Origin of the sequence: Bradyrhizobium sp. BR 10289, assembly GCF_019455385.1 — a bacterium.
In the GTDB taxonomy this organism is placed as follows: Bacteria; Pseudomonadota; Alphaproteobacteria; order Rhizobiales; family Xanthobacteraceae; genus Bradyrhizobium.
Genome location: NZ_JACOFR010000003.1, coordinates 1 through 23,213, shown reverse-complemented (window position 1 = coordinate 23,213; position 23,213 = coordinate 1). Strand labels below are relative to the sequence as shown.

General features: G+C 64.4%; 23 protein-coding genes. 19 read left to right on the top strand and 4 right to left on the bottom strand.

Going from position 1 to position 23,213, the window contains the following annotated elements:
• Positions 1 to 61 precede the first annotated feature (61 nt).
• Both HYH08_RS06760 and HYH08_RS06755 read left to right on the top strand, forming a co-directional pair.
• Positions 62 to 598, top strand: coding sequence for an SRPBCC family protein (locus HYH08_RS06760; protein WP_220008980.1), 537 nt, complete (start codon positions 62 to 64; stop codon positions 596 to 598).
• A gap of 61 nt (positions 599 to 659) precedes the next feature.
• Complete coding sequence (locus tag HYH08_RS06755; RefSeq protein WP_220008979.1) at positions 660 to 1,073, top strand: VOC family protein; 414 nt, start codon at positions 660 to 662, stop codon at positions 1,071 to 1,073.
• A gap of 344 nt (positions 1,074 to 1,417) precedes the next feature.
• Here the strand turns inward: HYH08_RS06755 and HYH08_RS06750 are convergent, their stop codons facing one another.
• The 3 genes from HYH08_RS06750 to HYH08_RS06740 all read right to left on the bottom strand — a co-directional run bounded on the left by HYH08_RS06750 (position 1,418) and on the right by HYH08_RS06740 (position 4,653).
• Entirely contained in the window at positions 1,418 to 1,855 is a 438-nt protein-coding gene (locus tag HYH08_RS06750; protein ID WP_220008978.1) for a hypothetical protein, read from the bottom strand.
• A gap of 70 nt (positions 1,856 to 1,925) precedes the next feature.
• The gene (locus HYH08_RS06745) at positions 1,926 to 2,714 is read right to left on the bottom strand and encodes an SDR family NAD(P)-dependent oxidoreductase (protein WP_220008977.1); all 789 of its coding nucleotides are present in this window, start codon (positions 2,712 to 2,714) and stop codon (positions 1,926 to 1,928) included.
• Between the two features lie 274 nt (positions 2,715 to 2,988).
• Entirely contained in the window at positions 2,989 to 4,653 is a 1,665-nt protein-coding gene (locus HYH08_RS06740) for a methyl-accepting chemotaxis protein (protein ID WP_220008976.1), read from the bottom strand.
• A 404-nt stretch (positions 4,654 to 5,057) separates the two neighbouring features.
• Here HYH08_RS06740 and HYH08_RS06735 point away from each other — a divergent pair, with 404 nt between their 5' ends.
• The 17 genes from HYH08_RS06735 (at position 5,058) to HYH08_RS06655 (ending at position 22,451) form a co-directional block, all read left to right on the top strand.
• Positions 5,058 to 5,462, top strand: a complete 405-nt coding sequence (locus HYH08_RS06735) for a YciI family protein (RefSeq protein ID WP_220008975.1) — start codon at positions 5,058 to 5,060, stop codon at positions 5,460 to 5,462.
• A 41-nt stretch (positions 5,463 to 5,503) separates the two neighbouring features.
• Entirely contained in the window at positions 5,504 to 5,866 is a 363-nt protein-coding gene (locus tag HYH08_RS06730) for a hypothetical protein (protein ID WP_220008974.1), read from the top strand.
• Positions 5,867 to 5,955: 89 nt separating this feature from the next.
• Positions 5,956 to 6,693 carry a TetR/AcrR family transcriptional regulator gene (locus tag HYH08_RS06725; protein ID WP_220008973.1) on the top strand — a complete coding sequence of 246 codons (738 nt, stop codon included), beginning with the start codon at positions 5,956 to 5,958 and terminating at the stop codon, positions 6,691 to 6,693.
• Between the two features lie 121 nt (positions 6,694 to 6,814).
• On the top strand, positions 6,815 to 7,309 hold the full coding sequence (locus tag HYH08_RS06720; protein WP_220008972.1) for a DUF2852 domain-containing protein: 495 nt from the start codon (positions 6,815 to 6,817) through the stop codon (positions 7,307 to 7,309).
• Positions 7,310 to 7,542: 233 nt separating this feature from the next.
• Positions 7,543 to 8,310, top strand: a complete 768-nt coding sequence (locus tag HYH08_RS06715) for a serine acetyltransferase domain-containing protein (RefSeq protein WP_220008971.1) — start codon at positions 7,543 to 7,545, stop codon at positions 8,308 to 8,310.
• A 28-nt stretch (positions 8,311 to 8,338) separates the two neighbouring features.
• Complete coding sequence (locus HYH08_RS06710) at positions 8,339 to 9,049, top strand: SDR family NAD(P)-dependent oxidoreductase (RefSeq protein ID WP_220008970.1); 711 nt, start codon at positions 8,339 to 8,341, stop codon at positions 9,047 to 9,049.
• A 525-nt stretch (positions 9,050 to 9,574) separates the two neighbouring features.
• Positions 9,575 to 10,291 (top strand): protein TolQ, encoded by a 717-nt coding sequence (gene tolQ, locus HYH08_RS06705; RefSeq protein WP_220008969.1) that lies wholly within the window; start codon positions 9,575 to 9,577, stop codon positions 10,289 to 10,291.
• 46 nt (positions 10,292 to 10,337) lie between these two features.
• On the top strand, positions 10,338 to 10,787 hold the full coding sequence (gene tolR, locus HYH08_RS06700) for a protein TolR (protein WP_220008967.1): 450 nt from the start codon (positions 10,338 to 10,340) through the stop codon (positions 10,785 to 10,787).
• 4 nt (positions 10,788 to 10,791) lie between these two features.
• Positions 10,792 to 11,751: a cell envelope integrity protein TolA gene (tolA, locus tag HYH08_RS06695; protein WP_220008966.1), complete on the top strand. Its 960-nt coding sequence runs from the start codon at positions 10,792 to 10,794 to the stop codon at positions 11,749 to 11,751.
• An 89-nt stretch (positions 11,752 to 11,840) separates the two neighbouring features.
• Positions 11,841 to 13,133: a Tol-Pal system beta propeller repeat protein TolB gene (tolB, locus tag HYH08_RS06690; protein WP_228747638.1), complete on the top strand. Its 1,293-nt coding sequence runs from the start codon at positions 11,841 to 11,843 to the stop codon at positions 13,131 to 13,133.
• A gap of 244 nt (positions 13,134 to 13,377) precedes the next feature.
• Entirely contained in the window at positions 13,378 to 15,720 is a 2,343-nt protein-coding gene (locus tag HYH08_RS06685) for a putative bifunctional diguanylate cyclase/phosphodiesterase (RefSeq protein WP_220008965.1), read from the top strand.
• Between the two features lie 144 nt (positions 15,721 to 15,864).
• Complete coding sequence (locus tag HYH08_RS06680) at positions 15,865 to 16,587, top strand: N-acyl amino acid synthase FeeM domain-containing protein (RefSeq protein WP_220008964.1); 723 nt, start codon at positions 15,865 to 15,867, stop codon at positions 16,585 to 16,587.
• Between the two features lie 243 nt (positions 16,588 to 16,830).
• The gene (gene pal / locus HYH08_RS06675) at positions 16,831 to 17,319 is read left to right on the top strand and encodes a peptidoglycan-associated lipoprotein Pal (RefSeq protein ID WP_220008963.1); all 489 of its coding nucleotides are present in this window, start codon (positions 16,831 to 16,833) and stop codon (positions 17,317 to 17,319) included.
• Positions 17,320 to 17,506: 187 nt separating this feature from the next.
• Positions 17,507 to 18,559, top strand: a complete 1,053-nt coding sequence (gene ybgF / locus HYH08_RS06670) for a tol-pal system protein YbgF (RefSeq protein ID WP_220008962.1) — start codon at positions 17,507 to 17,509, stop codon at positions 18,557 to 18,559.
• A gap of 208 nt (positions 18,560 to 18,767) precedes the next feature.
• Positions 18,768 to 19,838, top strand: coding sequence for a tRNA lysidine(34) synthetase TilS (tilS, locus tag HYH08_RS06665; RefSeq protein WP_220008961.1), 1,071 nt, complete (start codon positions 18,768 to 18,770; stop codon positions 19,836 to 19,838).
• Positions 19,839 to 20,092: 254 nt separating this feature from the next.
• On the top strand, positions 20,093 to 22,018 hold the full coding sequence (gene ftsH, locus HYH08_RS06660; RefSeq protein ID WP_220008960.1) for an ATP-dependent zinc metalloprotease FtsH: 1,926 nt from the start codon (positions 20,093 to 20,095) through the stop codon (positions 22,016 to 22,018).
• 13 nt (positions 22,019 to 22,031) lie between these two features.
• A complete protein-coding gene (locus tag HYH08_RS06655) occupies positions 22,032 to 22,451 on the top strand; it encodes a DUF3052 domain-containing protein (protein WP_220008959.1) in 420 nt (139 codons plus the stop codon).
• 358 nt (positions 22,452 to 22,809) lie between these two features.
• Here the strand turns inward: HYH08_RS06655 and HYH08_RS06650 are convergent.
• The coding region (locus tag HYH08_RS06650; protein ID WP_220008958.1) for a transposase at positions 22,810 to 23,213 on the bottom strand (404 nt) is incomplete at its 5' end.

Below are 23,213 nucleotides of genomic sequence, written 5' to 3'. Positions count from 1 at the left end.
CCGTCGCTTGTCGGCTCCGGCCCGCGCCGTTCGTCTTGATCCCGTATCCAGGGAGCGGTTCATGCTGAAAGCCATTGCCATCATCGCCATCGTGATCGCGGTCGGGATTGCGGGCATCCTCGTCTTCGCTTTGACAAAGCCCGACACCTTCCGTGTCGAACGTTCGCTCGCCGTGAAGGCGCCGGCCGCCGCGATCTATCCGCAGGTCGCCGATTTCCGCTTCTGGACCGGATGGTCGCCCTATGAGAACCGCGATCCCGCCATGAAGCGCAGCTACGGCGGAACCGCGTCGGGCAAGGGCGCGACCTATGCCTGGGACGGCAACAACAATGTCGGCGCCGGCCACATGGAGATCCTCGAGGCGAATGCCTCGTCGCAGCTGCGCATCAAGCTCGATTTCGAGCGGCCGTTCGAAGGCCACAACACCGCCGAGTTCACCTTTGTGCCGCAAGGCGATGCCACACTGGTCACATGGGCGATGTATGGTCCGGCGCCGTTCATGTCCAAGGTGATGCAGGTCTTCGTCAACATGGACACCATGATCGGCAAGGATTTCGAGGCCGGCCTCGTCAGCCTGAAGAAGCTCACCGAGAAGTAACGCCTCGGCGGCGCCGGAAAACGAAAGAGGAATCCAGGAAGCGAACCAAAGGAGAGAAGCGATGCTCAATCCCTATCTGTTCTATCAGGACAATTGCGAAGCGGCGTTCAACTATTACGCCAAGGCTCTCGGGGGCAAGATCGACGCGATGATGCGGTCATCGGACGCACCGCCGGAGGTGCCCGCCACGCCCGGCCGCGAGAAGATGATCATGCACGCGCGGATGTCGCTGCCCGACGGCAGCGTGCTGATGGCCTCCGACGCGCCGGCCGAGCATTTCAACAAGCCGCAGGGCTTTGCGGTCTCGATCACGGTCGCGGACCCCGCGGACGGCGAGCGCAAGTTCAACGCGCTTGCTGACGGCGGCACCGTCACCATGCCCTTCAGCAAGACCTTCTGGGCCAAGGGCTTTGGCATGTGCACCGACAAGTTCGGCATTCCCTGGATGGTGAACTGTCCGGCGGAGGGAATGTGACAAGCGCGATTGCCTGATGTGCGTGTCCCGCTTTCCCGTTGATGCGGGACACGCATCGTCACATTGCGGCCGGATCGGCCGGTTGCTGTCCCGTCCGATCGCATCGCACAACAACTGGCGCAAGATTAGGCTGTGAACCGCGAGTCAAAATCGCTAATGACTCTTTCACAAATACGACACATCGGGATGGACGTCACTTGGAAGGGGAGCGGCCGATGGCGACGGCGCTGCAGATCAATTTTGCTCTCTGGGGCATGCTTATTTGCGCAAGCGTGAAGCTCGCGCCGCTGGTCCAATCCCTGTTCTAGCAGACCGGGCCGAGATGGCCCGCGGCCGCCGCAGCCTCATCGGCAGCGCGGATAGATCGCGGCGAGGTCGCGCCCCTTCAGCACCAGCAGCCGCGAGGTGAGACCGCCGCGACGGCTGATCCAGTCGCGCACCGGGCCGGGATAGGCCGCCAGCACCGCTTCGGAGGCTTCCGGCTCGGCATAGAAACGACCGCGCCGGTCGATCGAGCGCGCGGCATGGAAGCCGAGCACGGCACGCTTGGTGACGCAGATGCGCTCGCCCGGCACGATGCTCAGCACCAGCGTGCACGCCGACAGGCAGGGGCCGTCGATCACCACGCGCTCGCCGCTCTCGCGCACCTTCTCGAACAGATCGAGGAACGGCCCGACCTGTCCGCCCGGCGACTGAATGATGCGGATCTCGGCCGCAGCGGGTTCGGCGGCGAGCAGTCCGGATGCGAGCATCAGGATTTTGAGGACGGTGATGCGTCGCATGAGACTCTCCACGAATTCGATTCCGTGGGCACCGCGCTTCGCGCCTTTGCCCACCCTACAAATCCCGTGCCTAGCCGTTCCGCCGTTGCCCGCGCAACGTCGGCAGGCCGATGCCGGCCGCATCGAAGCCGCCATCGACGGCCAAAATTTGGCCGGTGATGTAGCTCGCACTGCCTGAGCACAGGAAATAGATGGCCTCCGCGAGTTCCTCTTCCAGGCCGTAGCGGTTGAGCGGAATGGCGTCGTGATAGTCGGCGCGGATCTCCTTGGTGTGCACCTGCTTGGCCATCGCGGTGTCGACCGGCCCGGGCGCGACCGCGTTGACGCGGATGTTGAGCGAGGCGAGCTCGACCGCGAGCTGTTTCGTCAGGTGCGCAAGGCCCGCTTTGCTGGTGCCGTAGGCCGAGCGCAGCGTCGAGGCGCGCACCGCCGAGATCGAGGTGATGTTGACGATGGCGCCGCCATCGGCCTCGCGCATCAGGGGCACCGCGGCCTTGGTGCAGAGGAACGGGCCGGTGAGGTTGACCTCGAGCACGCGGCGCCAGTCGGCGTCCGAGGTCTCCATCAGCGGCGCGAACACGGCGATGCCGGCATTGTTGACCAGCGCATCGAGCCGGCCGAAGCGCTGCTCGATGGTTTTCATGGCAGCAGCGATCGCGGCCGCGTCCGAGACGTCGCAGGTAAGCGCCAGCGTCGCCTCGCTTGGGCCGAGCCCGGCCACCGTGCGGCCGAGCAGCTCGCCCTCGATGTCGAGCAGCGCCACACGCCAGCCATCGGCCAGAAACTTCTTGGCGGTCGCAAGCCCGATGCCGCGCGCGGCTCCGGTGACAAGGGCGACTTTGTGCGGGGAGGCGGGCATGGGCGACGGGTCCTTGACTCGAAAAGGGGCGTGCATGGGCACGCGCTTCTTTTACTGCGCTTTAGCCCGGAGGAGGAAGGGCCCGACGAGTGCTAATGGAGCGGAGCCCACACGCATCCAAACCGTCACCCTGAGGCGGCCGCTTCTTCAGCGGCCCTCGAAGGGCGACGGCCCGGCTCCATCGGGGGCCAATTCATCCTTCGAGGCTCACACTGCTTTGCAGTGTGAGCACCTCAGGATGACGGGGATGGAGAAGAGGGGATAGACGGGAAACCTACGACAGCTCCGCCGACGCGCGCTGCATGTTGGCGGACATGTCGGCCGTCACCGCGCTCTGCTCCTCGACCGCGGCGGCGGTGGAGGCGATGAACTCGTTGACGCCCGCGATCGCGACCTTGATCGCGGTCAGCGAGCTTGCGACGTCGCCGGAGATAATGTTCAGCGCGTCGATCTCTGACGTGATCGTGTCGGTGGCCTGCTTGGCCTGGTTGGCGAGGTTCTTCACCTCGGAAGCTACCACGGCGAAGCCGCGGCCGGCTTCGCCGGCGCGCGCGGATTCGATGGTGGCGTTCAGCGCCAGAAGATTGATCTGGCTGGTGATGCCGGCGATCATCTCGACGATTCCGCTCATGGCCTGCGCGGCCGCGTTCAGCTTCTGCGCCTGGCCGTCGGCGGCGTCGACCCTGGAGGTCGCGACCTTCGAATTCTCGCGCGACTTCGCCATGGTCTCCGAGATTTCGCGGATCGAGGCGCTCATCTGCTCGATGCCGGCGGCAACCGCCTCGATCAGTCCGCGCGCATTGTCCGCCTTCTTGCGGCCGATCGCCTGCGCGGTGATGTCGGTAGCGTATTTCACCACCTTGTAGGGCTTGCCGTTGAGATCGAAGATCGGGTTGTAGGACGCCTGGATCCAGATCTCGCGGCCGCCCTTTGCGATGCGCTTGTACTCGGCTGCCTGATATTCGCCGCGCCCGAGCGCGTCCCAGAACTGGCGGTAGGCCGCCGAGTTCTTCTCGCTCGGCTCGACGAACATGGAATGATGCTGGCCCTTGATCTCGGCCAGCGAATAGCCCATCGCCCTGAGGAAGTTCTCGTTGGCGGTCCGGATCGTGCCGTCCATGTTGAATTCGATCACCGCCTGCGATTTCTGAATCGCGGCGAGCTGGCCGTCATTGTCGGCCGCCTTCATCTTCTGCGCGGTGACGTCGGTTGCAAATTTCACCACCTTGAACGGCCGGCCCATCTCATCGAGGATCGGGTTGTATGTGGCGAGAATCCAGATCTCCTTGCCGCCCTTGCCGTAACGCTTGTATTCAGCCGCCTCGAACTGGCCGCGGTTGAGCCGCGCCCAGAAATCGGCATAGGCCGTGCCGGCACGATCTTCCGCCGTCACGAACATGCTGTGATGCTTGCCCTTGATCTCGTCGAGCGAGTAGCCCACCGTGTTGAGGAAGTTCTCGTTGGCGGTGATGATTGTGCCGTCCATGTTGAACTCGATCACGGCCTGCGCGCGGCTGATCGCGGCGAGCTTGCCTGCTTCCTCCAGGCTCCTCATCTTGTATTCGGTGATGTCGGTGGCGAACTTGATGAAGGAGACCACCTTGCCGTTCTCGTCGAGCAGCGGGGCGTAGGAGGCGTGGACCCAGAGCTCCTTGCCGTTCTTGCCGTAGCGCCTGTATTGGGTGGTCTGGAATTCACCGCGATTCAAGCTGGCCCAGAAGTCGCGATAGCGCGCGCTCTCGCGCTCGGCCGGGCTGACGAAGATGCTGTGGTGCTTGCCCTTGATCTCGGCGAGCGTGTAGCCGCTCATCTTGAGAAGGTTCTCGTTGGCGTCGAGGATGGTGCCGTCGAGACCGAACTCGATCACCGCCTGCGAGCGGTCGAGCGCCTCGACTTCTGCGACCGCATGCCGGACCTTCTTGCTTTGGAAATTGAACACGTAAGCCCCGCAATGTTCCGGAGGTGAATCGGTCGAATTTCAATACTCTTTGCACTCGGTCGAAAAGTCGCATGAGCGTCTTGACCGACTGTAAATCTCTGCAAAGTCCCGCGCCACGTCCGTGGTTGCACGGGCACGGGCCATGGCTTTCAAGGTGCAAGCGTTTTCGGTTCATATGCACGGAGGCGTTCGCAGTCGGGCCGTATTTGTACGGGTGCTGATGTGCATTATTTTTCGCGTGTTCGCAGTTGCACACGCGGGTCTCCTGCAAAACGACCTCTGAGATAATTCTCAGCCCGCTGTCGGTTCTGTAGAGCCGCATTCGTCTTGCAAGGGATCGCCATAGTCCCCTGCCTGCCCTTCGCGGCACATTCCGGAATGACGGCGAAGAATGAGGAAGACCCATGCGTTTCATGATGCTGATGATCCCGCTCGGCTACGAGACGGCACCGCCGGACGTCCAACTCGATCCCGAACGCGTTGCTGCGATGATGCGCTACAACGAGGCGCTGAAGGATGCCGGCATCCTGATCACTCTCGACGGCCTGCACCCGCCCTCGATGGGCGCGCGCGTCTCGTTTGTATCAGGCACGCCCGTCGTCACCGACGGCCCGTTCGCCGAATCCAAGGAAGTTCTGGGCGGCTACTGGATGATCGAGGTGGATTCGCGCGCGGAAGCAATCGCCTGGGCGAAAAAGTGTCCGGCCTCCGCCAACGAGATCATCGAGATCCGGCAGGTGCAGGAACTGTCCGACTTTCCGCCTGACGTGCAAGCGGCCGCCGCCGGCTTCAGCGACCTCAAGAAGTAGCCACAACAGCCGACGTCCAACGATCAACAAGGAGAGACCCGATGAGCACCGACACCTATCTCGCCATTTTCCTCGGCAGCAAGGACAGCCCGAAATGGGCCGCGTGGAACGCGATGCCCGAGGCCGAGCGCAAGAAGAAGGAGCAGGAGGGCATCGCGGCCTGGAAGGGCTGGGTCGAGACGCACCAAGGCGCGATCCAGGCCATGGGCGGCCCCCTCGGCAAGACCAAGCGGGTCGACGGCAGGGGCATTGCCGACATCGCCAACGAGATGGGCGCCTTCACCGTCGTCCGCGCCGCTTCCCATGACGCGGCCGCGAAGATGTTCGAGAACCATCCGCATTTTGCGATCTTCCCCGGCGAGCGCGTCGAGATCATGCCGGTGCTGCCGATCCCGGGCGGCTAGACTTCGGTCTGGCTGCGGGACATAGGGGATTAATCAAATCCCGCCTGCGCTAGTGACCTTCACGTCCGGCTCATGTAAAAGCCGTTCACATGAGCTGGCGCAAGGAGCAGCGCCGCGCCGAGCGCGGCTATCACCACGGCAATCTGAAGGAAGCGCTTCTGCAGGCCGCCCTCGGGCTGATCGCCGAGAAGGGCGCGGCCGGCTTCACCTTCGCCGATGCCGCGCGCATGGCCGGCGTCAGCGCCGCCGCACCTTACCGGCACTTTCGCGATCGCGACGAATTGCTGTCCTCGATCGCCCAGCGCGGATTCGAGCAGTTCGAATCTCGCCTGACCGCAGCCTGGGACGACGGGCGCCCCGATACCGTCACCGCGTTCGAGCGCGTCGGACGGGCCTATCTCGCTTTCGCCCGGGAGGAGCCGGCGTTCTACAACGCGATGTTCGAATCCGGCCTGCCGGTCGATGCCAATCCGGCGCTGCAGGCTGCAAGCGAGCGCGCTTTCAACGTCATTCGCGCCGCAGCCGAGCGGCTTGCGGCGCTCGCTCCACCCGGCACGCCGCGTCCTCCGGCGATGATGATGGCCCTGCACATCTGGTCGATGGCGCACGGCGTCGCCTCGCTGTTCTCCCGCGGCGATGCCGCGCGGCGAAAGCTGCCGATGTCGCCGGACGAGCTGCTCGAGGCCGAGGTGCTGATCTATCTGCGCGGTCTCGGCTTCCCGACCGACCGCCGTCCGGCGAAAAGCGCCGAGCCGCCGCCGGTCCCGCCGGAGGCATCCTCCGGTTCGGGTGTCCCGCCGGGCGGACCCTGGGGCAAGCCGAAATAAAGTTGCGCAAATAATCCTGCCGGCCTGTCGGGCGGCCAGCTTGACAAAATCGCGGGATGGTCTAGCTATGTAAATGTTATTTACATTCACAACGGCGCTGATGCCGTGATGGAGATGGGAAATGGCCTACACCGCTGACGTCAATCGCTGGCGCGGCCCCTCGGACCAGCAGCAACAGTACGAGCGGCCCCACATGCTCGATACGCCCTGGCATCCGGGCTGGATTGCCGTGACCATTCTCGGCTTCATCATCTGGTGGCCGATCGGTTTAGCCCTTCTCTTTTTCACACTCGGGAGCAGAAGAATGTCGTGCTGGAGCAACTCTGATCGCTGGCAGAACAAGATGGAGCGGATGCAGTACAAGATGGATCGCATGCGCGACCGCATGGAGCGCCGCGGCTTCGGCGGCTTTGGCTTCGGCACGCCGTCCTCCGGCAACCGCGCCTTCGACGAGTATCGCTCCGAGACGCTGCGCCGGCTCGAGGAAGAGCAGGTCGAGTTCAAGAACTTCCTCGACCGCCTGCGTCATGCCAAGGACAAGGAAGAGTTCGACCAGTTCATGGCGCAGCACAAGACGCGCCCGACCCCGCCGCAGAACGACCAGCCGCAGGGTTGATCTGAAGCTTCGACCTCTCAAAGCCCTCAGGCGCATGCCCCCAAAGTCCTGATGGCCCCGAGCCGCCCGCCCGCGCACCCGCAGGCGGGCGGTTTGGTTTTGGGGAGTTATCGGCCCAAGGCTTCGTCATGTGCCGGTTTGTTTCGGGGCACCTGCTTCCTCCGGCGTGACTGGCACCCTGATCCGGACCGCCTATATTCGCCTTCACAGGCGCGGGCGGACCGGAGGCGACAATGGCGGAAGCTGCGAGCACGGCGAGCGACAGCCTCTGGCAGACGATCCGCGGCGAAGCGCAGCGTGCCGCCGATGCCGATCCGGTGTTCGGCAAGGCCGTTGCGAGCGCCATTCTCGCGCATGACGATTTGGCCGCTGCGCTGGCCGATCTGATCGGGCGCAGGCTCGGCAGCGGCGCCACCGGGCGGGCGCGCTTCACGTCCTACTCCCGCGACGCCTTTCGCGCCGAGCCGGAGCTGGTCGAAGCCGCCGCGTGCGACTTGCAGGCGATCGCACGCCGCGATCCCGCCATCGCCGATCTGCTGCCGCCATTGCTGCACTACAAGGGTTACGCCACACTGCAAGCCTGGCGCGTCTCGAACTGGCTCTGGCGCCGCGACCATCGCGATGCCGCGCTGCTGTTTCAGAACGAGGCGTCGAACGCTTTGCAGGTCAGCATTCATCCGGCAGCACGTATCGGCTCCTCGGTCTATCTCGACCACGCCACCGGCATCGTGATCGGAGCCAATGTGGTGATCGGCGACGACGTCACCATCCTCCAGAACGTCAGCATCGGCCGTCGCGATGAGCTGCCGGCGCGCTCGCCGCGCATCGGCCGGGGCGTCTTCATCGGCAGCGGAGCAACCATCCTCGGCGACATCAGCGTCGGCGATTTTGCCAAGGTCGGCGCCGATACGGTCGTGACCTCAGACATTCCCGGCGGCTGCACCGCGGTCGGCAATCCCGCGCGTCTGACCAATTGCCCTGAACCTGCGTCAGTGGCCTAACCTTCCATCAATCTATCGGAGAGCTGCAATGAAGACGGCAATCGTGATCGGCGTCGGCCCGGACCGCGGCCTCGGCGCCCGGCTCTGCAAGCGCTTCGCGGCCGATGGGCTGAAGGTGATCGTCGCTGGCCGGACGCCGTCCGCGTTGCAGGCGGTTGCAGATGACATCGCCAGGGCCGGCGGCGTGGCCGTGCCCTTCGTCGCCGACGCGACGAAGGAAAGCGACATCGCTGCATTGTTCGATGCCGCCGGCGAACATCTCGACCTCGCCATCTACAACGCCGGCAACAACACGCCGGGAAAAATCATCGAGATGGAGGCCGACTATTTCGAGCAGGCCTGGCGCGTGGTCTGCTTCGGCGGCTTCTTGTTCGGCCGCGAGGCGGTGCGCCGCATGGTACCGAAGAAGGCGGGCACGCTGCTCTTCACCGGCGCCAGCGCCTCGCTGCGCGGACGCTCCGGCTACGGCGCCTTCAATTCTTCAAAGGCCGGCCTGCGCACGCTGGCACAGGCCATGGCCAAGGAATACGCACCCAACGGCATCCATGTCGGCCATGTCGTGGTCGACGGTGCGATTGCCGGCGACAAGATTTTCTCGCGGTTTCCGGATGCTGCGGGACGCGAGGACAGCCTGATCGACATCGAAGGCATCGTCGATGGCTTCGCCTTTCTCTACCGTCAGCCCGAGCGCGCCTGGTCGTTCGAGCTGGATGTGCGGACGTCCAAGGAGAAGTGGTGAGGGGACGGCGTGGCGATCTCTCCCCGTCGTCCTGAGGCGCTCGCCCTGCAACGCAGGGCGAGCCTCGAAGGGCGCCGGCCCGGCTGGATCGTGGCCGTTCATCCATCCCGATGGGGCGCTTCGCCCCCATCATCCGCTCCTCACGATCACGGGCGGGCAGGGAACTGGCCGGTCAGCGCCCTTGCTCGATTGAACCTCCATGACAGTGCTTGCCGTGGCAAAAGGCCATCCCCCTGCGCTGGCAACCTTTTCCGCAGCCAAATCCGGCCCTGGTAACCCCGCATTAACCATCGGCGGGCTCTGGTAATCATGGACAATCGCGCCCGAAGCTGCCGTCGAGGCCCATAGTTTTGACATCTTGGCAGGGAATGCAGGCGGCCGGCTTTGGACGAGCCCTGCACCCCAGAAAGACAAGGCTTTGAGCGGGCTTGCCGGCTGCGCCGGTTCTGGCGCGGCTATTGGGGAACCGGCAGCCATGGGCTGGCCGGGACATGAGATGATGATCGCCTTGAGAGGATACTGCTTATGAATCCGGCCGACATGGCTCAGTCAGCCCTCCCGGTTGCCGCTTCCGCGGACGTGTCGCTGATCGCGCTGTTCTGGCAGGCTCACTGGATCGTGAAAGCGGTGATGCTAGGGCTTCTCGCCTGCTCGGTCTGGGTCTGGGCGATCGCCATCGACAAGATCTTCCTGTTTGCCCGTACCCGCCGCTCGATGGATCGTTTCGAGCAGGCGTTCTGGTCCGGCGAGTCGATCGAGGAGCTCTATCGCACCCTCTCGGCCAAGCCGACGCATTCGATGGCGGCCTGTTTCGTTGCGGCGATGCGCGAGTGGAAGCGTTCGTTCGAGAGCCACGCGCGCTCGGTCGCCGGCCTCCAGATGCGTATCGACAAGGTCATGAACGTCTCGATCGCCCGCGAGGTTGAGCGGCTGGAGCGCCGCCTGCTGGTGCTCGCCACCGTCGGCTCCGCCGGGCCCTTCGTCGGCCTGTTCGGCACGGTCTGGGGCATCATGTCGAGCTTCCAGTCGATCGCGGCCTCGAAAAATACCTCCCTGGCGGTGGTCGCCCCGGGCATCGCGGAGGCGCTGTTTGCCACCGCGGTCGGCCTTATCGCCGCCATTCCTGCCACTATTTTCTACAATAAGTTCACTTCCGAGGTGAACCGGCAGGCCCAGCGGCTCGAAGGCTTCGCTGATGAATTTTCAGCCATCCTGTCCCGTCAGATCGACGAGCGGGGCTGACGGGCGGCATGTATAGTGTTGTGAAGGGCAATTTGGGCACTCGATCATGGCGATGAACGTAGCCAGTTCGTCCGGCGGCGGCGGACGCCGCGGCCGGCGCAAGCCCGTCGTGGCCGAGATCAACGTCACGCCGATGGTCGACGTGATGCTGGTGCTGCTCATCATCTTCATGGTGTCGGCGCCAATGCTGACGGTCGGCGTGCCGCTCGACCTGCCGCAGACCCAGGCCAAGAGCCTCGAGAACAACGACCAGAAGCCGATCCAGATGTCGGTGGACATCAAGGGCAAGGTGTTCATCAACGATTCCGAGATCGCGATCAACGAGCTGGTGCCGAAGCTGAAGGCGATCACGGACGCCCGCGGCGGGCTCGAGGAGCGCATCTATCTGCGCGCCGACAAGAAGGCGGATTACGGCACCGTGGCCAAGGTCATGGGCCTGTTGTCCGGCGCGGGCTTCAAGAAGCTGGCGCTCGTGACCGAGGCGGATCAGGGATAGACCGGTGAAGGTGAACGTCGACAAGACACTCGTTGCGTCGATTGCCCTCCACGTCCTCGTGCTGGGATGGGGCCTGCTCACCTTCAGCAGCAAGGCTTACATTGCGCCGGAGGAATCGCTCCCGGTCGACATCATCTCCTCCGATCAGCTCGCCAAGATGATGTCGGGGCAGAAGACCGGCGACAAGAAAGAGCCGAAGCCCAAGGTCGAGAAGATCGCGGAAGCCAAGCCCGAGGAAGATGCGGTCGGCAAGGTCACCGAGAAGAAAGAGCTGATCAAGACCAACTCGCAGCCCGACCCGCCGCCGAAGCCTGTCGAGAAGCCGGTCGAGAAAAAGCCCGAGCCGCCCAAGCCAGTTGCCGAAGCAAAGCCGAAGGAAGAGCCGAAGCCGCAGGAAAAGAAGCCTGATCCGGCCAAGGAAGATCCGCTCGCCGAACTCATGAAGAAGCAGGAGACCAAGAAGCCGCCGCCCAAGCCGGTGGAGCAGAAGGTCGCGGCCGTGCAGCCGCAGCAGCAGCCCAAGCCGAAGGAGCGCAGCTTCGATCCGGCGCAGATCCAGCGTGATCTCGACAAGCGCGCCGCGACCCGGCACGAGCAGACCGGCTCGGCGCTGAACGCGTCGGCTTCGCTGGGGTCGACCACCGGAACGTCCGCCAATAACGTCGCGACCTGGCAAGGTGCATTCCAGGGCGCGGTCAAGCGCTGCTTCACGCCCACCTATAACGGGCAGGACGCCAATTTGTATGAAGCCGACATCGACATTCCCATGAAGATCGACGGCTCGCTCGCGTCCGAGCCGGTCATCGTCGCGGTGCGAGGGCCGTCGCGGTCGATCGCCCAGGCCGTGGCGGAAAGCGCCAAGCGCGCCATCGTCCAGTGTCAGGTCTATTCATTCCTGCCGAAACAGCAATACGACAACTGGAAGCTCATTCCGATGACTTTCGGTCTGAAAGACATGTTGTGACATCCGAACAAAAGAATTTTGCGATGAATGACGTTCGATCGATGAACCGCCGCCGCTTCCTGACCCTCACCGGATCGACGCTCGCTGTGATGGGGAGCGCACCCAGCTTTGCTCAGGGCCGTATTCGTATCGATCCCACCGAGTTTCGGCCGATTCCGATCGCGATCTCCAACTTCGTGCCGGGCTCGCCCGCCGACGGCGATGTCGCCAATGGCGTCACCCAGGTCATCACCAACAATCTGAAGCGCTCGGGCCTGTTCGCCCCGATCGATCAGGCCGCCTTCATCGAGCGCATCAGCAACATCGACGTCGCTCCGCAATTCGAGAGCTGGAAGACCCTCAATGCGCAGGCCCTTGTCACCGGCCGCATGACGCGGCAGCAGGACGGACGGCTGAAAGCGGAATTCCGTCTCTGGGACGTCGTCACCGGCCAGCAGCTTGCGGGTCAGCAATATTTCACTTCGCCGGAATATTGGCGCCGCATCGCCCATATCATCTCCGACCAGATCTACACCCAGATGACCGGCGAAAAGGGCTATTTCGACAGCCGCGTCGTGTTCGTCGACGAGACCGGGCCAAAGGAGCGCCGCGTCAAGCGGCTCGCGATGATGGACCAGGACGGCGCCAATGTGCGCTACCTGACCCGCGGCTCCGACCTTGTGCTGACGCCGCGCTTCTCGCCGAACTCGCAAGAGATCACCTACATGGAGTTCGGGCAGGGCGATCCGAAGGTCTATCTCTTCAACATCGAGACCGGCCAGCGCGAGATCGTCGGCAACTTCCCCGGCATGACGTTTGCGCCAAGGTTCTCGCCGGACGGCCAGCGCGTCATCATGAGCCTGCAGCAGGGCGGCAATTCCAACCTGTTCGTGATGGATCTGCGCTCGCGCTCGACTACACGCCTCACCGACACGCCGGCGATCGACACCTCGCCGTCCTACTCGCCGGACGGCACCCGCATCTGCTTCGAGTCCGATCGCGGCGGCCGGTCGCAGATCTATGTGATGGCCGCCGGCGGCGGTCAGGCGCAGCGCATCTCGTTTTCCAAGGATGACAACAACGCCACCTATTCCACGCCGGTGTGGTCGCCGCGCGGGGACTACATCGCCTTCACCCGGCAGGGTGGTGGGCAGTTCTCGATCGGCGTCATGAAGCCGGATGGCTCCGGCGAGCGTCTGCTCACGTCAGGCTTTCACAATGAAGGTCCGACATTCTCGCCGAACGGCCGCGTGCTGATGTTCTTCCGCGATCCCGGCGGTAATGCCGGGCCGTCGCTGTTCTCCGTCGACATCTCCGGCCGCAATGAATTGAAAGTGCCGACGCCGGGCTTTGCCTCCGACCCGGCATGGTCGCCGCTCTTGTCCGCGACCGCGGGCCAATAGCGCGATCGGGGGTTTCACAACGCGCGATCTTTTCGAAAAACGCGCAGATTTTTTCAGGGCCGGTGAGGAAAGCAAGGTTTCCTTCACCTTGTGCCCGGCAACGCTTGCCTAGTTCGTTGATATTTCAGAAGAAACGGGTTCGCTATTGCCGAAAAACAACCCGACTTTAACGATGTTCCCTCAGAAAGACTTCATCTGGTCTGGGTAAAACTACGCGCCAAACAGGACGCGCGTACAAACACAAATGCAGTTCGCAAGCCAGAGCGGAAATTCCGATCAGAAGGTCTCGCCGTCGATTTACGCGGCCCTGATCGATTCGCTTTTCCAGCATCCGGGACCGCTCTTTGCCGGAGCGCTGCTGGTCTCCCTCGCGGCGGGCATGACCGCCTTCAAGACGGGCTCGAACGCGCTGTGGATTTGCTTCGCATGTTTGACCGTCGTCGGCCTCGGGCGAGGGGTAGACTCCCACTGGTACATGCGCCGCAAGTCGGTGCTGACGGCGGCGGAAGCATCCAATTGGGAGGCCCGCTATCAGATCGGTGCGCTGCTTTACGCACTCGCGCTGGGCTCCTGGTGCACCCTCGCGCTGGCGACCACTGGCGATGCGGTGGTCCACATGATCTCTCTCACCGTCACCACCGGATATATCTCCGCAGGGGTCGGTCGCACCTACGGGCGGCCATGGATCTATCATTTCCAGATCCTGCTCGCGTGCGGACCGACCTCGATCGCGTTGGCGATGCAGGGCACGCCCTATTACATGGGGCTGTCAGTTGTTTGCGCCGTGTTTTTCGCAGCGCTCCGCAATCTCTCGACCAATCTCCAGCGTATTTTCGTGCAGGCGCTGGTCGCGGGTGAGCGCGAGGCGGCCCTGGCCGGGCAGTTCGACGCGGCGCTGAACAATATGCCTCACGGCCTGTGCATGTTCCGTGCCGACGGAAAGCTCGCCGTGATGAACCGCCGCTTTGCCGAACTGATGGAGCTGTCGGAACACTTCGTGGCACAGGGGGCGACGGCCGCCGATATCGTCGCGGCGAGCGCCGCTGTCGGGTCGATCTCGGCGGAAGCCGGTCAGCTGATCCTCGCCGAGATCGAACACGCCCATCCGAAGGAGATCGTCACCACCGATCCGAATCCGGCGCGCCGCCGCACGCTGGCCTGGACGTTCCAGCCGATGACCGCCGGCGGCACCGTGCTGCTGCTGGAAGACATCACCGAACGCACCAACGCCGAGGCGCGCATCAGCCATCTCGCCCGCTACGACGAACTCACGGCGCTGCCCAACCGGGTCTCCTTCCGCGACGAGATCGAGCGGCTGCTGGCGGACGCGCACCATACCGGACGGCTCTCCGCGCTGCTGTTCGTCGACCTCGACCAGTTCAAGCAGGTCAACGACACGCTCGGTCATCCCTGCGGCGACCAGCTGCTCTGCGCGGTCGCCAACCGCCTGCGCGAGATGCTGCGCCCCGAGGATTTTGTCGCCCGCTTCGGCGGCGACGAGTTCGTCGTGTTCCAGCAGAACATCGGCGCGCCCGAGGATGCCGCGAGCCTCGCCCGCCGCATCGTCGAACGCCTGAGCGAGCGCTACCGGATCGACAATCACCTCGTCGAGATCGGCGCCAGCGTCGGCATCGCCCTGACCTCGCCCGACGGCGTCAGCGCCGACACGCTGCTCAAGAACGCCGACATGGCCCTGTACCGCGCCAAGGCCGATGGCCGCGGCACCTTCTGCTTCTTCCGCGACGAGATGGCGGCCACGGTCGAGGCCCGCCGCATCCTCGAGCTTGACCTGCGCAAGGCGCTCGCCAACGAGGAGTTCGAGCTGTTCTACCAGCCGCTGGTCAACCTCAAGTCCGGCAAGATCACCACCTGCGAGGCGCTGCTGCGCTGGAATCATCCGGTGCGCGGCACGGTCTCGCCGGTCGACATCATTCCGGTCGCCGAGGACATGGGGCTGATCGTCGATCTCGGCCGCTGGATCCTGCGCCGCGCCTGCATGGAATGCATGAAGTGGCCGGAGGGCGTCAGCGTCGCCGTCAACTTCTCGCCGCAGCAATTCCACCAGCGCGACGTGCTGAGCGAAATCCGCTACGCGCTGGAGGTCTCTGGGCTTCCGGCGTATCGCCTCGAGATCGAGATCACCGAATCCTCGCTGCTGCGCAACACCCAGCTGACCCACGATATCCTGTCGCAGCTGCATGCGCTCGGCGTGCGCATCTCGCTCGACGATTTCGGCACCGGCTATTCCAGCCTCAGCTATCTGCACAATTTCCCGATGCAGAAGGTCAAGATCGACCGCTCCTTCCTCGAAGGCATCGACACCGATCGGCCGCTGACGCTGCTGCGCGGCGTCGCGCGGCTGTCCGCCGACCTCGGCATGGCCGTCGTGGTCGAGGGCATCGAGACCAACGAGCAGCTCGAGCTGATCAGCGCTGAAGGTACGGTCACCGAAGGGCAGGGCTATCTGTTCAGCCGTCCGGTCCCTGCGGTGCGGATGCGCCAGCTCCTCAACGCCTCGCATGGGCGTCGGGGCGAAGAGACGCTCCATATCGTCGGCGTCCGCTCCATCGCTGGACCTCGTTTCTAGAAATTCCAATTATTACAATGTGTTGCGGGCCTTGCGGGGACCACGCGATTAACCCTAACGAGTCGATTGCTTTGCTTTTGCGTTAAGATCCCGTTAAGGAATCATAGCACGCGAAAGTTGTTTGGAAGTCGTTAGGAGTACCGCATGAAGTCCGCATCCGCGCCCATGACGGCCCCTTCGGGCCGGACCTGGGACCCGATGGATCGGGTGGACTATCGTCTGGCGGTCACTCCCGAGGAGCGGGAAGAGATTTTCCGGCTCCGCTACCGGGCCTATTTGCGCGAAGGCGCAATCGAACCATCCGCCGACGAACAGGTCTCGGATCATTTCGATGACGCGCCCAACACCTGGATCTTCGGGGTCTATATTGACGGCGAGCTGTACAGTTCGATCCGCATCAGTGTCGTGACACCGGAGTGGCGAACCTCGCCATCCGTTCATCTGTTCGGCGACGTCCTGCTTCCGATGCTCGACAAGGGGATGGTCTTCATCGATTCGACCCGGTTCGTGGCCGATCCCCGCTATGCCGGTCGCTGTCCGGAATTGCCCTATGTGACCGTGCGGCTCGGTTCGACGGCCGGCGTGCACTTCAACGCCGACTATGGTCTGGCTCTGATCCGGCCCGAGCATCAGGCGTTTTACCGGCGGGTGTTCCTTCAGGAAGTATGGGGCGAGCCGAGGTTGCATCCGGGTCTGTCGAAGCCGGTTGGTCTATTGGCCACGCATCTTCCGACCGTGCGCGAGAAGGTGCTGGCGCGTTATCCATTCCTGCGCTCGAGTGCCTTCGAACGGCGGATGCTGTTTGGATCCGGCCAGCGCAAGATGGCGCGGGCTCCGGTCCTGGTCTCGGCTTCGACCCAGCCCTGAAGCCGCTTTCCGCTACGCACCGGCCCAAAATTCCGTCAGAATCCGGTTCCTCTGCCGGTTAACGCGGCTTGCCTTCACCCTCGCGCCACATTTACAACCCATTAACCATGATGGGTGCTTTTCGCGGGTTGGGGGCATTTGACCGGCTGAGGCAAGGTTCCGTCAAGGTTGACGGAACGTTCGCTTAACCAACCCCCTGTAGACCGGACAGCAGTGGACGAACGTGAGCGTGGAGGCTCCGGAATGATGAATCCTATGCGTATCCTCCAGGGATTGAAGCTGGCCGCGGTGGTCGCCATCGCACTGTCGATGGGCGCCTGCGCCAAGCAGAACGCAGCCCTGGATGCCAACGGGAGCGCGGCGACGCCGGGCAGCCAGCAGGATTTCGTGGTGAACGTGGGCGACCGCGTGTTCTTCGAGAGCGACCAGACCGATCTGACCCCGCAGGCGATCGTGACCCTGGAGAAGCAGGCGCAGTGGCTGCAGAACTATCCGCGCTACTCCTTCACCATCGAAGGTCACGCCGACGAGCGCGGCACCCGCGAATACAACATCGCGCTCGGCGCGCGGCGCGCCCAGTCGGTGCGCTCCTTCCTCGCCTCGCGCGGGATCGATCCGAACCGTATGCGCACGATCTCCTACGGCAAGGAGCGCCCGGTGGCCGTGTGTAACGATATCTCCTGCTGGTCGCAGAACCGTCGTGCTGTGACCGTGCTGAACGCGAGCTCCTGAGTTCAGTCAGGCGCCGTTCATCTTTGCAAACCGACACTGCCGGCGCCCTCTCGGGCGCCGGTTTCGTTTCAGCGATCTGTGACAGAAACCCCGTGGTGCCAGTCACATTTTTGGCGTAGTGCCTTTCAATGTGTGGCGCGTCGAAGGTTCCCGTCGCAGACCATTTCGCTTTCGTCGTCAGGGCAAGATGTCATCCAGATCCAAGGTTTTGAACGGCACCGTGGCGATCGCCGCGCTGCTCTCTTTGTGCGCGCCGGTGTTCGCCCAGACGGATGATGATCCCGAGATGCGGATCGAGCGGCTGGAGAACCAGCTGCGCCAGCTCACCGGCCAGAACGAGGAGCTGCAATACCGCAACCGGCAGCTCGAAGAGCGTCTGCGGGCGCTCGAGGGCGGTGCGCAGGCCGCGCCGGGGCAGGCTCCCAATGTCGCTGCGATGCCGCCGGCCCAGGTCGCACCGACCCAGATTGCGCCGGGTTATCGCCAGCAGCAGGCGGTGCAGCCGAATTACGAGCAGCCGCAGATCGCCGCGCCCGCGCCGATCATTCAGGACCAGCCGGCGCCCGGTGCGCCCGGCACGCGTCGCCGCGGCGATGCCTTCGACCCCAGCCAGAATCCCAGCGCGCCCGGCGCGCCGCGCGCTCTCGGCGGCGGGCAGCAGCCGATGCCGGCGGGCGGTGGCCAGATCGGCGCGCCCGGCGGGCGCAATGCCGGCGAGCCGCTCGATCTCGCCAACACCAGCCCGCGCTACCAGCAGGGCGTGCCGCCGGCCGCCCAGCCCGGCTATCCGCCGGCGCAGCAGGGCTATCCGCCCGCAGCCGGCGGCGGTGCCGGCCTCACCACGCTGCCACCCTCGGCGACGCCGCGCGACGAGTTCGACCTCGGCATCGGCTACATGCAGCGCAAGGACTACGCCCTGGCCGAGCAGACCATGAAGAATTTTGCGCAGAAATATCCGAGCGATCCGCTGCTCGGCGATGCCCAATACTGGCTCGGCGAAAGCTACTACCAGCGCCAGCAATATCGCGACTCGGCGGAGGCCTTCCTCGCGGTCACTACGAAATACGACAAATCGGCCAAGGCGCCGGACGCGCTGCTGCGGCTTGGCCAGTCGCTCGCCGCGCTGAAGGAGAAGGAGGCCGCCTGCGCCGCCTTCGGCGAGGTCGGCCGCAAATATCCGCGTGCCTCGGCCGGTGTCAAAGCCGCGGTCGATCGCGAGCAGAAGCGGGTGAAGTGTTGAGGCGTTGGAGCTGGCGGGCCGATCGTGGTTCACCTCTCCCCAGCGGGGAGAGGTCGGATTGCTGTGGCGCGCAATCGCGCGCCTGAGCAATCCGGGTGAGGGGGTGCCGCGACAAGTGAGTCTGTGACCCCTCACCCGGATTGCATCTACGATGCAATCCGACCTCTCCCTTCGGGAGAGGTGAGCCACAGCGGACGATTGCAACGTCATGCCAGACGACGACGACCATTCACCGATCTCGGCCCGCCAAGCGAAGCAGCTTTTCGCCGGGCTGAAAGCCGAGCCCGCTTTAGTGCTCGCCGTCTCCGGAGGGCCCGACTCGGTCGCGCTGATGTGGCTCGCGGCGCGCTGGCGGCGCGGCCTTGCGCGCGGCCCGCATCTCACCGTCGTCACCGTCGATCACGGCTTGCGTCCGGACGCCGCCCGCGAGGCGCGTGAGGTCAAGCGGCTTGCGACCGAGCTTGGCTTGCTACACCGGACCCTGCGCTGGCGTGGTGCAAAGCCGAAGACCGGATTGCCGGCGGCCGCGCGCGAGGCCCGCTATCGCCTGCTCGCAGAGGCCGCACGCAAGGCCGGTGCGAGCCACGTGCTGACCGCGCACACCCGCGACGACCAGGCAGAGACGCTGCTGATGCGCCTGCTCCGCGGCAGTGGCCTCGCCGGCCTGTCTGCGATGGCGCGCCTCACGATGCGCGACGGCATCGTGCTGGCGCGTCCGCTGCTCGATGTCCCGAAGGCGCAGCTGATCGCGACCCTGAAGCGGGCCAAAATTGCCTTCGCCGACGATCCCACCAACCGCGACACCGCCTTCACGAGGCCGCGACTGCGCGCGCTGCTGCCGCAACTCGCCGCCGAGGGCGGCGACGCCCGCACTCTGGCGCGGCTCGCGGCACGCCTCTCGCGCGCCAATGCGGCGGTCGAGGTTCTGGTCGACGGCGCCGAGCGCTTCCTTCAACTGAGGGATCGCGGCGATGCGCCGCAGGACGGCATCCGCAGCTTCGAGGCGGAAGCCTTCGCTCTCCTGCCGGAGGAGGTCCGGTTGCGGCTGCTGCTGCGGGCCGTCAACGCCCTCGGTCATGAAGGGCCGGCGGAACTCGGCAAGGTCGAGGCCTTGCTGGCCGCGCTGGACCAGGCCGTCCATCAGGCCATGGCTGGTCCCCGTGCCACGGCAAATGGCCGTGCGATCCTGAAGCAGACCCTCGCGGGAGCCTTGATCAGCCTGGCCGGGGGGCGTATCTCCATCGTGCCTGCGCCGGCCCGGCGGTCCAAAGCTGGATAAGGGCGGATCATGACACCGTCCGTTTCGGCGTGTCTGCGTCAGGACACCTTAACCAGGCAGGAAAAACCCCGCTTCGGACGCCATTATTTCAGCGGGAATCGCTCTAAGATGGGATAAATAGTCCCATCTCGTTCCCTTGGCAGCGACCGGGGCGGCACCTAAATTGTATGCGTCTAACGATGAGGATTCCTTGGGGATTTCCTCGTATGCCCAAGGATTAGGGCCGCGATCCGCGCGACCACGAAGGAAGATCGATGAACGCCAATCTGCGCAATTTCGCCCTCTGGGTTATCATTGTCTTGCTGCTGTTGGCGTTGTTCACGCTCTTCCAGAATCCGGGCCAGCGCAGCTCCTCGACGGACATCGCCTTCTCCCAGCTCCTGAGCGAAGTTGACCGCGGCAATGTCCGCGACGTCGTGATCCAGGGGCCGGACATCCACGGCACCTTCACCAACGGCTCCAGCTTCCAGACCTATGCGCCGAACGACCCGACGCTGGTGAAGCGCCTGTACGACAGCAAGGTCCAGATCACCGCGAAGCCGCCCGGCGACAACGTGCCGTGGTTCGTCTCGCTGCTGGTCTCCTGGCTGCCCTTCATCGCGCTGATCGGCGTCTGGATCTTCCTGTCGAGGCAAATGCAGGGCGGCGCCGGCAAGGCGATGGGCTTCGGCAAGTCGCGCGCGAAGATGCTGACGGAGGCCCATGGCCGCGTCACCTTCGAGGACGTCGCGGGCGTGGACGAGGCCAAGCAGGACCTGCAGGAGATCGTCGAATTCCTTCGCGACCCCGGCAAATTCCAGCGCCTCGGCGGGCGCATTCCGCGCGGCGTGCTGCTGGTCGGCCCTCCCGGCACCGGTAAGACCCTGATCGCGCGTGCGGTCGCGGGCGAAGCCAACGTGCCGTTCTTCACCATTTCGGGTTCGGACTTCGTCGAAATGTTCGTCGGCGTCGGCGCCAGCCGTGTCCGCGACATGTTCGAGCAGGCCAAGAAGAATGCGCCCTGCATCATCTTCATCGACGAAATCGACGCGGTCGGTCGTCACCGGGGCGCCGGTCTCGGCGGCGGCAATGACGAGCGCGAGCAGACGCTGAACCAGCTGCTGGTCGAGATGGACGGGTTCGAGGCGAACGAGGGCGTGATCCTGATCGCCGCCACCAACCGTCCCGATGTGCTCGATCCCGCGCTGCTGCGTCCGGGCCGTTTCGACCGTCAGGTCGTGGTGCCCAATCCCGACGTCGTCGGCCGCGAGCAGATCCTCAAGGTTCACGTTCGCAAGGTGCCGCTGGCGCCGGATATCAACCTCAAGACCATCGCACGCGGCACCCCGGGTTTCTCCGGCGCCGACCTGATGAATCTCGTCAACGAAGCCGCCCTGACCGCCGCGCGCCGCAACAAGCGCATGGTGACCCAGGCCGAGTTCGAAGAGGCCAAGGACAAGGTGATGATGGGTGCCGAGCGCAAGTCGCTCGTCATGACCGAGGAAGAGAAGCTGCTGACGGCCTATCACGAGGGCGGCCACGCCATCGTCGGCCTCAACGTGCCCGCGACCGACCCGATCCACAAGGCGACCATTATCCCGCGCGGCCGCGCGCTGGGCATGGTGATGCAGCTGCCCGAGCGCGACAAGCTGTCGATGTCGCTGGAGCAGATGACCTCGCGCCTCGCCATCATGATGGGCGGCCGCGTCGCCGAAGAGCTGATCTTCGGTCGCGAGAAGGTCACCTCGGGCGCCGCCTCCGACATCGAGCAGGCCACGCGCCTCGCCCGGATGATGGTGACGCGCTGGGGCCTGTCGGAAGAGCTCGGCACCGTCTCCTACGGCGAGAACCAGGACGAGGTCTTCCTCGGCATGTCGGTCTCGCGCACGCAGAACGCGTCTGAAGCGACCGTGCAGAAGATCGACTCCGAGATCCGCCGTCTGGTCGAGGAAGGCTACCAGGAAGCAACCCGCATCCTCACCGAGAAGCGCGCCGACCTCGAAGCGCTGGCCAAGGGTCTGCTGGAGTTCGAAACGCTGTCCGGTGACGAGATCGTCGACCTGCTCAAGGGCAAAAAGCCGAACCGTGAGTCCGTGCTCGAGCCGACCACGCCGCGCGCCTCCGCCGTGCCTCCGGCCGGCAAGTCGCCGCGGCCGCGTCCCGATGCGGATCCCGGCCTGGAGCCGCAGCCGCAGGCGTAACGCTTCGCCCGCCATGGCCGGCTATTCCGGCAAACCGTTAGTGCAAAAGCTCGGCATCAAGCCGGGCTTTTGTATTTTTGTGGACGGTCTTTCCGTCGCCTATGGCGACATTGTCGGCAAATTGCCCGACGACGTCAGGATCGCAAAGACCGCCAAGGCCCCGCTCGACATGGTGCATGTCTTCGCGACCGAAGCGAAGGGCCTTGCAGCCAGGCTCCGCAGCTACCGCAAGGCGATCGCTCCCGACGGCATGATCTGGGCGTCGTGGCCGAAAAAGGCCTCAGGTGTCGCGACCGACGTGACAGAGGCCCTGGTCCGCGAAACCGCGCTCGCGAGCGGCCTCGTCGACATCAAGATCTGCGCCGTCAACGACGTCTGGTCTGGCCTGAAGCTGGTGATTCCGGTGAAGGACCGGGTGAAGCTGGCAAGATAGCAGCCCCATCCTCCGTCGCTGCGCTTGAAACTCAGATCTCGCGTCCCGGACGCGCTGCAACGTGAAACGTCGCGGCGCAGAGCCGGGACCCATATGTGGACGGCCCCCGTGGCACAAGAGCTTTGTGAGGTTTGATCGGATCGCTTGCATCCATATGTCCGGCCTGTTGATGCAGCATGTGGGCCGCGGGCCAAGATGGTTTTCGCGATACGAGTTCCAATCAGAAGCGCGGCCTTGTCAGGCCACTGGGTCCCACGGATTTTCTCGCATCGTCGCTCGATCGATCGCACCATCTCCTCTGCTCTTGCAGCTCCGGTTCGGCCGGTGGGAGAACCCGCCGGACGGCCGAATCTCTTAGCTACGCGGTTGCCCCCAGGACATCGGTTCGAGGGTCAAGCCGCGCGCTGTCATAGTCTTCTCCCGTCGTCATCAGCTTCCAGGCGATGCGTGCGGTCTTGTTGGCCAACGCCACGGCTGCCTGCTTTGGCGTCTTGCGCTTGAGCAGATCGAGCAGCCAGCGCGACCCACGACGGTGTTTCCCGGTCGCTTGCTTGACGACCGCGGTCGCCCCGACCACAAGAAGTTGACGTAATCTCTCATCGCCGGCTCGGGTTATCTTGCCGAGCCTGGTCTTTCCCGCGGTGGAATGGTCTTTGGGCGTCAGGCCGAGCCAGGCTGCGAACAATCGGCCCGAACGGAAAGCATGCGGATCAGGGGCCTTCATCACCAGCGCGGCCGCCGTAACTGGTCCGATCCCAGGGA

Bases quoted from the DNA above. Each gene is read 5' to 3' on its own strand.
- HYH08_RS06730 (WP_220008974.1), top strand. From the start codon at position 5,504: ATGAGCACCGACACCTATCTCGCCATTTTCCTCGGCAGCAAGGACAGC.
- HYH08_RS06735 (WP_220008975.1), top strand. From the start codon at position 5,058: ATGCGTTTCATGATGCTGATGATCCCGCTCGGCTACGAGACGGCACCG.
- ybgF (WP_220008962.1), top strand. From the start codon at position 17,507: ATGTCATCCAGATCCAAGGTTTTGAACGGCACCGTGGCGATCGCCGCG.
- HYH08_RS06760 (WP_220008980.1), top strand. From the start codon at position 62: ATGCTGAAAGCCATTGCCATCATCGCCATCGTGATCGCGGTCGGGATT.
- HYH08_RS06655 (WP_220008959.1), top strand. From the start codon at position 22,032: ATGGCCGGCTATTCCGGCAAACCGTTAGTGCAAAAGCTCGGCATCAAG.
- tolB (WP_228747638.1), top strand. From the start codon at position 11,841: ATGGGGAGCGCACCCAGCTTTGCTCAGGGCCGTATTCGTATCGATCCC.
- tilS (WP_220008961.1), top strand. From the start codon at position 18,768: ATGCCAGACGACGACGACCATTCACCGATCTCGGCCCGCCAAGCGAAG.
- HYH08_RS06680 (WP_220008964.1), top strand. From the start codon at position 15,865: ATGAAGTCCGCATCCGCGCCCATGACGGCCCCTTCGGGCCGGACCTGG.
- HYH08_RS06710 (WP_220008970.1), top strand. From the start codon at position 8,339: ATGAAGACGGCAATCGTGATCGGCGTCGGCCCGGACCGCGGCCTCGGC.
- HYH08_RS06685 (WP_220008965.1), top strand. From the start codon at position 13,378: ATGCAGTTCGCAAGCCAGAGCGGAAATTCCGATCAGAAGGTCTCGCCG.
- ftsH (WP_220008960.1), top strand. From the start codon at position 20,093: ATGAACGCCAATCTGCGCAATTTCGCCCTCTGGGTTATCATTGTCTTG.
- tolQ (WP_220008969.1), top strand. From the start codon at position 9,575: ATGAATCCGGCCGACATGGCTCAGTCAGCCCTCCCGGTTGCCGCTTCC.
- HYH08_RS06745 (WP_220008977.1), bottom strand. From the start codon at position 2,714: ATGCCCGCCTCCCCGCACAAAGTCGCCCTTGTCACCGGAGCCGCGCGC.
- HYH08_RS06755 (WP_220008979.1), top strand. From the start codon at position 660: ATGCTCAATCCCTATCTGTTCTATCAGGACAATTGCGAAGCGGCGTTC.
- HYH08_RS06725 (WP_220008973.1), top strand. From the start codon at position 5,956: ATGAGCTGGCGCAAGGAGCAGCGCCGCGCCGAGCGCGGCTATCACCAC.
- HYH08_RS06720 (WP_220008972.1), top strand. From the start codon at position 6,815: ATGGCCTACACCGCTGACGTCAATCGCTGGCGCGGCCCCTCGGACCAG.
- HYH08_RS06715 (WP_220008971.1), top strand. From the start codon at position 7,543: ATGGCGGAAGCTGCGAGCACGGCGAGCGACAGCCTCTGGCAGACGATC.
- tolR (WP_220008967.1), top strand. From the start codon at position 10,338: ATGGCGATGAACGTAGCCAGTTCGTCCGGCGGCGGCGGACGCCGCGGC.
- HYH08_RS06750 (WP_220008978.1), bottom strand. From the start codon at position 1,855: ATGCGACGCATCACCGTCCTCAAAATCCTGATGCTCGCATCCGGACTG.
- pal (WP_220008963.1), top strand. From the start codon at position 16,831: ATGATGAATCCTATGCGTATCCTCCAGGGATTGAAGCTGGCCGCGGTG.